The organism is Candidatus Protofrankia californiensis, assembly GCF_900634765.1.
In the GTDB taxonomy this organism is placed as follows: domain Bacteria; phylum Actinomycetota; class Actinomycetes; order Frankiales; family Frankiaceae; genus Protofrankia; species Protofrankia californiensis.
Genome location: NZ_CAAAFT010000252.1, coordinates 4,883 through 13,580, shown reverse-complemented (window position 1 = coordinate 13,580; position 8,698 = coordinate 4,883). Strand labels below are relative to the sequence as shown.

Annotated in this window: 8 protein-coding genes; 4 read left to right on the top strand and 4 right to left on the bottom strand. The window is 69.0% G+C overall.

Going from position 1 to position 8,698, the window contains the following annotated elements:
- From DD1DGNOD_RS29410 to DD1DGNOD_RS30850, 3 genes are all read right to left on the bottom strand, one after another.
- Positions 1–820 (bottom strand): DEAD/DEAH box helicase family protein (locus DD1DGNOD_RS29410; protein WP_241255700.1); only part of this gene is annotated, 820 nt, incomplete at its 3' end.
- Between the two features lie 123 nt (positions 821–943).
- Positions 944–1,537 carry a dephospho-CoA kinase gene (gene coaE / locus DD1DGNOD_RS13615; protein ID WP_131766773.1) on the bottom strand — a complete coding sequence of 198 codons (594 nt, stop codon included), beginning with the start codon at positions 1,535–1,537 and terminating at the stop codon, positions 944–946.
- 237 nt (positions 1,538–1,774) lie between these two features.
- Positions 1,775–2,323 (bottom strand): SHOCT domain-containing protein, encoded by a 549-nt coding sequence (locus DD1DGNOD_RS30850; protein ID WP_346434318.1) that lies wholly within the window; start codon positions 2,321–2,323, stop codon positions 1,775–1,777.
- Positions 2,324–2,587: 264 nt separating this feature from the next.
- Here DD1DGNOD_RS30850 and DD1DGNOD_RS13605 point away from each other — a divergent pair, with 264 nt between their 5' ends.
- Positions 2,588–3,226, top strand: a complete 639-nt coding sequence (locus DD1DGNOD_RS13605; RefSeq protein WP_131770299.1) for a DUF4389 domain-containing protein — start codon at positions 2,588–2,590, stop codon at positions 3,224–3,226.
- 88 nt (positions 3,227–3,314) lie between these two features.
- Here DD1DGNOD_RS13605 and rpsA read toward each other — a convergent pair whose 3' ends face one another.
- On the bottom strand, positions 3,315–4,796 hold the full coding sequence (rpsA, locus tag DD1DGNOD_RS13600; protein WP_131770298.1) for a 30S ribosomal protein S1: 1,482 nt from the start codon (positions 4,794–4,796) through the stop codon (positions 3,315–3,317).
- 387 nt (positions 4,797–5,183) lie between these two features.
- Here rpsA and DD1DGNOD_RS13595 point away from each other — a divergent pair, with 387 nt between their 5' ends.
- The 3 genes from DD1DGNOD_RS13595 to DD1DGNOD_RS13580 all read left to right on the top strand — a co-directional run.
- On the top strand, positions 5,184–6,062 hold the full coding sequence (locus DD1DGNOD_RS13595) for a class I SAM-dependent methyltransferase (protein WP_131770297.1): 879 nt from the start codon (positions 5,184–5,186) through the stop codon (positions 6,060–6,062).
- A 108-nt stretch (positions 6,063–6,170) separates the two neighbouring features.
- On the top strand, positions 6,171–7,862 hold the full coding sequence (locus tag DD1DGNOD_RS26980; protein WP_165036683.1) for a hypothetical protein: 1,692 nt from the start codon (positions 6,171–6,173) through the stop codon (positions 7,860–7,862).
- Between the two features lie 124 nt (positions 7,863–7,986).
- Positions 7,987–8,698, top strand: a 712-nt coding sequence (locus DD1DGNOD_RS13580) for an alpha-(1->3)-arabinofuranosyltransferase domain-containing protein (protein WP_131770301.1), incomplete at its 3' end; no start/stop codon positions are given.

Sequence of the window (8,698 nt, the reverse complement as noted above, 5' to 3'; positions counted from 1 at the left end):
GTTCCGGACCGGCCACGTAGTGGGTGGCGGGAAAAACGGACACCTCGCTCGCGTCACGGACGATCTCGCCGGTGAGCGGATGCAGGTAGGTCAGCCGTTCGATCTCGTCACCGAACATCTCGATCCGGACGGCGAGTTCCTCGTAGACGGGGAACACCTCGACGGTGTCACCACGGACCCGGAACGTCCCCCGGGTGAAGGCGATGTCGTTGCGGGCGTACTGGACGTCGACGAACCGACGCAGCAGTCTGTCGCGGTCGATCTCCTCCCCGACCCGCAGCCGGACCATGCGCTCGATGTACTCCTGGGGGGTGCCCAGGCCGTAGATGCAGCTCACGCTCGCCACGACCACCACGTCCCGGCGGGTAAGCAGGCTCATCGTGGCCGAGTGGCGCAGCCGCTCGACCTCCTCGTTGATCGAGGAGTCCTTCTCTATGTAGGTGTCGGTCTGGGCGATGTACGCCTCTGGCTGGTAGTAGTCGTAGTACGAGACGAAGTACTCGACGGTGTTGTGCGGCAGCAGCTCCCGGAACTCGTTGGCCAGCTGCGCGGCGAGGGTCTTGTTCGGCGCCATCACCAGCGTCGGTCGCTGCACCTGTTCCACCAGCCACGCGGTGGTGGCCGACTTGCCGGTACCGGTCGCGCCCAGCAGGACGACGTCCTTCTCGCCGGCGCGGATCCGGCGGGCGAGGTCCGCGATCGCCGCTGGCTGGTCACCGGAGGGCTCGAAGTCGGAGACGACCTGAAACGGTGCGGTCGAACGCACAATACCGCTGGTGGGGCGGTCGACACCGGTAGGACGATCAGTCGTGGAACTCACGTTCCCTACAACACCACAGACGTCCGACAATTTCTCACCCGGCCCGCCCGTTCCCACCCGGTCATCCGGCCCGTCCAGTCCGCCCGTTTCCATCCGGTCTGGCCGGCGGGGCGTTGCGGCGGTCTACCCGTGGGCCTCGAGCAGACGCGCCCACACCTCGTCCACCCTGGCGCGAAGGTCCTGCAGGCTGCCACCGTTGTCCACGAGGATGTCCGCGACCGCCCGGCGGGCGGAGTCGCTCGCCTGGTTGGCCATCCGCGCCTGCGCCTGCTCCCGCGGGAGGCCCCGGTCGGCCAGTCGGGCCAGGCGGAGCTCCCGTGGCGCCTCCACCACGACGACCACGTCGTATGCGCCGGCAAGACCGGCCTCGACGAGCAACGGCACGTCGTACACGACCACGGCGTCCGCGGGAGCGTCCGCCATACGGCGGGCCGCCTGTGCACCGACCAGCGGATGCGTGATCGCCTCCAGGCGTCGGCGGGCGTCCGGGTCGGCGAACACGACCGCGCCGAGGGCCGCCCGGTCAAGTGCGCCGTCGGCACCTAGCAGATGCGAACCGAACTCCTCGACCACGGCCTGCAGCCCCGGCGTCCCGGGAGCGACCACTTCGCGGGCGAGTTCGTCCGCATCGATCACCAAGGCGCCGTGATCGGCCAACAGCCGCGCCACCGCGCTCTTGCCCGCACCGATCCCACCGGTCAGCCCTACCCGCAGCACATGACCGAGTCTGCCGTATCGCTGTCCCTTCCCCGCAGCCACTCCCCCACAGCCGGCCGGGGCAACCCAGCCGCGACACCGTCGAGGTCACCGTCGGTCACACAGCTCGCATCCCGTCCGGGCCTCAACCCGAGCCGAGACGGCGACGCTCCTCTCCTTCATCCCCTCATCCGCATCGGGCCGCGTCGTCACATCGGGCTTCGTCACATCCGGCTTCATCACATGGGCTTCGTCGCGTCAGGCGAGGACCCTGTCCTTCAGCCGCTGGTATTCCTCGTCCGAAATGGCGCCGCGGTCCCGCAACTCGGCAAGCCTGCCGAGCTCGTCCGCGGGACTGCTCACCGTTCCGGTATTCGTGGGGACGTAGTTTCGCAACGCCTGATCCCGCAACGCCTGATCCTGCCGGGCCGCCCGCTCCACCGCCCGTTCGTGCATACCACCGCCCCGCACGACCAGATAGGCGAGGATACCGAAGAACGGAAACAGGATGGCGACGACGATCCAGGCAGCCTTACCCCAGCCGGACAGGTCGTGACTCAGCAGGATATCGGACACAACCGCGAACAACAGGTAGAACCACAGCATGAAAAGGAAGAACCACAACAACGTCCAGAACACGCTGAGCAGCGGATACGAATAGTCGGTGTCCACGATGACCCCCTCGGTCGGGACCCCTTCGCCCGGGATTCCCTCGGTCAGGGAGCCCTCGGTCGCCGCGGCCCGTTCGGCGTTGCCCGGACCCAGCCTGGCGTACATGCGGCCGATGAAGCGCGACAACCGCTCCATCCACCATGCGCAGCGACGGCGCCCGCCTCATCACCCTCACCAGGTGAATCGCCGGAGCGGCCCGCAGAGCCAACACAGAACGCGTGTCATCGGCTGGACGTCGTACCGCGACCGCGACTACGGTTTTGTAATGCCTGAAGGTCCGGTAATGCCTGAAGCCGCGAGGAGCAGGCTCCGGTGTATGCATCCCGGCGTCCCGGCCGGGGAGCAGGCGACGGCTTCCCGGCGCCGGGACAGCAATGCAAGTAACGGGAACAACGAGTCATGACAGTCCCTGGGGACGAGACGTACACCGGCGAGTACCCGATCGTATTCACCGTGGACTATCCGGCGGACCCCCGTAACCGGGTGACGGTGTTCTTTCGCATTTTCACGGTACTGCCCATCGCCGTGGTATTCATGACCGTCAGTGGCGCCTATCCCTCCTGGGGAGGTGCGGGAGGTGCGGGGGCCGCCGGCGGTCTGCTGTTCCTCGGCCCGCTCCTGATGATCCTGTTCCGGCAGAAGTACCCCCGCTGGTGGTTCGACTGGAATCTGAACCTGCTCCGTTTCGAGAACCGGGTGGCGGCCTACCTGCTCCTGCTGCGGGACGACTACCCCGCCACCGACGCCGAGCAGGCCGTCCACCTCCGTATTCCTTATCCGGACGCATCCCGGCTCAACCGCTGGCTGCCACTGGTCAAATGGTTCCTGGCGATCCCGCACTACGTTGTTCTGATCTTCCTGGACATCGGCGTGGTCGTCGCGGTGGTTGTCGGCTGGTTCGCCGTCCTCGCCACCGGACGCCTGCCACAGGTTCTGTTCGACTATGTCGTGGGGGTGCTGCGCTGGTCGAACCGGGTGATCGCGTACGCGTTCGTCCTCAGTACCGACTCCTACCCACCCTTCCGTCTCGGCCCATGAGGCCGGAGTGATGTCCATCGATCATGCGTGTGGGCCTGTGGGAAATTTCCCACAGGCCCACACGCACATCACTGGATGATCCGCTGTACTACTCCCGGCCGAACTGTTCGCGGAGCCTGCGCAACGCGTCCTCGTCGATCGCGGACGCGGGCTGCTCCGGCTCGGCGGAGGTGTAGGACGACGGCGCGACCGCAGCGGCCTCGGCCTCCTGGGCGGCACGGATCTGCGCCTGGTGCGCCTCGTACCGCTGCTGGGCCTCGGCGTACTGCCGCTCCCACTCGGCCTGCTGCTCTTCGAAGCCGGGCAGCCACTCCCCCGTCTCCGGGTCGAAACCCTCGGGGTAGACGTAGTTGCCCTGCTCGTCGTACTTGGCCTCCATCCCGTACTGGGACGGGTCGAACGCCTCACCCTCGGCGACCAGAGCACTGGTGTCGTTGGCCTGCTTGAGGGACAGGCTGATCCGGCGACGGTCCAGGTCGATGTCGATGACCTTGACCAGAATCTCTTCCCCGACGTTGACAACCTGCTCGGGGATCTCCACGTGACGCTCGGCCAGCTCGGAGATGTGCACCAGACCCTCGATACCCTCGTCCACCCGGACGAACGCGCCGAACGGTACGAGCTTGGTGACCCGGCCCGGGACAACCTGGCCGATGGCGTGGGTACGGGCGAACTGGCGCCACGGGTCTTCCTGGGTGGCCTTCAGCGACAGCGACACCCGCTCCCGCTCCAGGTCGACGTCGAGGACCTCGACGGTGACCTCCTGGCCCACCTCGACGACCTCGGACGGGTGGTCGATGTGCTTCCAGGACAGCTCGGAGACGTGTACCAGACCGTCGACACCGCCGAGATCGACGAACGCGCCGAAGTTGACGATGGAGCTGACGACGCCCTTGCGGATCTGACCCTTGGCGAGCTGGGCGAGGAACTCCGACCGGACCTCGCTCTGGGTCTGCTCCAGCCACGCGCGACGGGACAGGACCACGTTGTTCCGGTTCTTGTCCAGCTCTATGATCTTGGCTTCGAGCTCACGGCCGACATAGGGCTGCAGGTCGCGGACACGGCGCATCTCCACCAGGGAGGCGGGCAGGAAGCCCCGCAGCCCGATGTCGAGGATGAGACCACCCTTGACGACCTCGATGACGGTGCCGTTGACGACGCCGTCCTCTTCCTTGAGCTTCTCGATCGTGCCCCAGGCGCGCTCGTACTGGGCGCGCTTCTTCGACAGGATGAGCCGGCCTTCCTTGTCCTCCTTCTGGAGAACAAGAGCCTCGACATGATCACCGACAGTCACGACCTCGTGCGGGTCGACATCATGCTTGATCGAAAGCTCCCGCGACGGGATCACGCCTTCGGTCTTGTAGCCGATGTCGAGAAGCACCTCGTCACGGTCCACCTTGACGATGGTTCCGTCGACGATGTCACCGTCGTTGAAAAATTTGATCGTTTTGTCGACGGCGGCGAGGAAGTCCTCAGCCGAGCCGATGTCGTTGACCGCGACCTGCGGGGTGGTCGGGGTGGGCGGTGTGGTCACGGTCTCCACGGGTCGTACGTCGGTGGTGCTCGTCAAGGGGTCGGCTCCGGACTACGGGATTCGTCGTATGCGCGAGGGCCGGATCGAACCGCCGGGACGGAGGGACAGGGAGCGCGCAAAACGAACACTGTCGGTACCGCAAACGACGCTCGAGCGGATCTGCTACGTCTGAGATCCACAGACTCTCGTGCCAGACCCAAGTCTAGGGACCGGTGTCCAAGGTGGTCAACGTCATGGGTCCGTAACCTCGTCCAGGATCACAGGATCACAGGACCGCAAGCCGGTCCGGGACCGGACCCTCGCCCCGGACCGTGGGCGAGCCCCGCTGAGAAACCGCCCGGCGCCGGGCTGTCCACCACCCCCATCTCGAGCTGTCCACCGTCCCCATCCCGAGGATCACCAGACGCTGCGAGGATCGATGCTGTGAACGGAACAGAGCACCCCGGCTCAGCAGCCCCCCGCCCGGTCGCGCCGCAGTACCCGGCGGGCCGTTACCACCCGGCGGAGTTCGGCTACGTCGACGTCGACGACGACAACGCTCGGTGGGCCAACCGCGGCTACTGGGACGCCACCGCCGACGACTATCAGGCCGAGCACGGCACCTTCCTCGGTGACGCCGACTTCCTATGGTGCCCGGAGGGGCTGCGGGAGGCCGACGCCGGGCTGCTCGGCGAGGTCCGCGGCCGCACCGTCCTGGAGATCGGCTGCGGCGGCGCACAGTGTGCCCGCTGGCTGGTCACCCGCGGCGCCGAGGTGGTGGCGCTGGACCTGTCCGCCGGTCAGCTGCGGCACGCCCGCACGCTGTCGTCCTCCACCGGCGTCGCGGTCACCCTGGTGCAGGCCGACGCGACCCGGCTGCCACTGGCCGACGCGAGCGTGGACACGGCCTGCTCGGCCTTTGGCGCGATCCCGTTCGTCGCGGACAGCGCCGCGGTCATGCGCGAGGTTGCCCGGGTGCTGCGTCCCGGCGGCCGCTGGGTCTTCTCCACGACACACCCGATGATCTGGTCGTTTCCCGACCACCCGGGTAAGGAGGGCCTGACGGTCGTGCGCAGCTACTTCGACCGGCGGGCCTACGTGGAACGGGACTGGGCCGGCCGGACGACCTACGCCGAAACGCACCGGACACTCGGTGACCGGGTCCGGGAGCTCGTGGCAGCCGATCTGCGCCTGCTGGACCTGGTCGAGCCGGAATGGCCGGCCGGTCATGACCGGATCTGGGGCCAGTGGGGACCGGTGCGGGGCCGCTTCTTCCCGTCCACCGCGATCTTCGTGACCGACAAGCCGGCCGGATCTGCCTGACACCCACCGACGGAAGCGGTCAGGGGGGCGATATCCGGAGTCCGGCGGGGCCGGCCACTGATTTCCCGATGCGGGAATGTCACATCCGGTGGTGGGAAAATTACTCCCGTGGCGCCAGGGGGTGGTGACGGGACAGCGGTCCGTCCGAGCACGACGGACGTCCTCCCGGCTGCGGCCGACAGCGTTGCAACGGACAGCGTTGCGGCAGACCGCCTTGCGGCGGACGGCGACGGGCACGGACTCGATCCGGTTGCAAGGTGGGCGCCGGCACACCGGACGACCGCGGCAGCGGTGCGGGCAGCCTCCCCGCTGGCCGCGGCCGCAATCGTCGCCAACACCGCGAACCTGCTGGTCACGCTCGTTCTCGCCCGTCATCTCCCGCCGGTGGCCTACGGTGCGCTGGCCCAGCTTCTGGCGCTGTTCTTCGTGGTGTCCATGCCGGGCAGCGCGCTGCTCGTCGGGGTCGTCCGCAAGATCACAAACTGGCAGCAGGACGGCCGGACCGCCCTGATCGAGGGATGGGTCACCCGGGTGCGCCGCGCCGGGGTCGTGCTGACGCTGTCAGCGGGCGTCCTGGGCCTTGCCCTGCGAAACACGATCGCCTCCGCGCTGTCCCTGCCGGGCCCCGGCGGCGTGGCGGAGATGCTCACCGCGGGAGCGGCATGGTGCCTGCTCTGCGTCGACCGCGGGCTGCTGCAGTCCGCCCTCAGACATCGGACGCTGGCGGTCAACCTTCTGCTCGAGGGCCTGGCCCGCAGCGGCCTCGCGGTCGTGCTGGTGCTTGCCGGCCTCGGCCCGGCCGGCGCGTCACTGGCTATCCTGCTCGGCGTGCTCGTGGGGCTTGCCCACTCGCGCCGGGTTCTGCGGCCCCGCACCGGCCGCCTACATGGCAGCCGCTCCCGCGCCGGCCACTCCCGCGCCGGCGGCCTGCGCGCCGCCCGCCTGCGCGCCGCCCGCCTGCGCGGGGAACCCGACCCGGCCGTCATCGACCCGCGACCGGCCGGCCCACCACCGCGGGCCCGACCCGGCGTCGTGCGCACCGTCTCCACCGTGCCGGCGAATCGCCTGACCGTCGAGGTCGGCGCCGCACTGGCCGCACTCGTCCTCCTCGGCCTGCTGCAGAACATCGACGTCCTCGCGCTCGGAGCGCACCGTTCCACCGAAGCCGGCCCGTACGCGGCGGTGTCCGTCGCCTGCAAGGCACTGGTCTTCGCCGCGGTCGCCCTGGGCGGGTTCCTGCTCCCCGAGACCGCTACCCGCCGTCACCGCGGTGAGCACGCCCTGCATCAGCTCGGCGGGACGCTGGCGATGCTCGCGGTACCGGCCGCCGTGCTCGTCGCGGTCGCGCTGGTGGCGCCGAAGGCGGGCCTCACCCTCGCGTTCGGCCCGCGTCTGTCCGGCTGCGCACCCGCGCTCGCTCCCCTGGCCGGCGCGATGACCTGTCTGGGGGCGACCGTCCTGTTCACCCACTACCTGCTCGCCCTGGGGGAACGCCGGGTCCTCACCGTGCTGGCGGCCGCCGCCGCGCTTGCCGTCCCGGGTGTCTGGTGGGCGCAGGGTGATGCTGTCGTCACCGCTCGCATAGAGCTCGCTGTGCATACGATGCTGGCGGCCGCCACCGGGTTGCTGGTCCTGGCCACGGCCCGTCGCACCGCGCCAGCAGGACCGGTACCGGGACGACCAGGACTGGCAGCGGTGCCAGGAGCGGGCGGCCCCAGGGCCAGGATGCACCGTGACCAACACAACATGTGGCGTTCCACCCCCGCACGCTCGCCGCGCCACCGCCGCGGAGATCCCTAAGATGCACCGGACGCGGCCCGCAAGCACCGCGCCGGTAGAAACGCCCGGCAAGGCCAGCAAGCGGCCGTCCCCTCCCGGCGGCACCCGCCGGCCGTGGACCGAACCAGGATGATTGGGTTAGACGGTGACCCTGACCGCACCATCAGCACGCCCGCGGCGTGGTCTCGGCCGCCGGATCGCCGGCCGGCCATCCACCCCCGCCGGATCACCGGGTCGCGGCCTGCGGTGGCTGCCGTCGTGGCCTCCGTTGCTGCTGGCCGCGATCAGCTACGTCCCGCTGCTGTTCACCGCGCCCGGTCGGGTCGGCGTCGACACCAAGGCCTACCTCTACCTGGAACCGCAGGAGCTGATCGGACGGGCCGGGATCATGTGGGATCCCGGCATCGGGATGGGCGTGGTCACCCATCAGAACATCGGCTTCCTGCTCCCGCAGGGTGCCTTCTTCTGGCTCCTGGACCTGCTGGGCCTACCCACCTGGGTCGCCCAGCGGCTGTGGACCGGCTCGGTGCTGTTCATGGCCGGTGCGGGCGTGCTGTTCTGCATGCGGTCGTTCCGCTGGCCGGACCGGTTCGCCTTCGTCGCCGCCGCGGGCTACATGCTGACCCCGTACGTCCTGGAATATGAGGCGCGGATGTCGGCGATCCTGCTGCCGTACACGGGTCTGGGCTGGCTGCTGGGGATCACGATCCGGGGCCTGCGCGAGGCGGTGGGGGGGCTTGCCGGCTGGCGGCTGAACGGCTGGCGCTGGCCGGCGGCGTTCGGCATCACCGTCGCCCTGGTCGGCAGCAGCAACGCCGCCAGTCTGATCTTCGTGTTGCTGGCGCCGATCCTGTGGC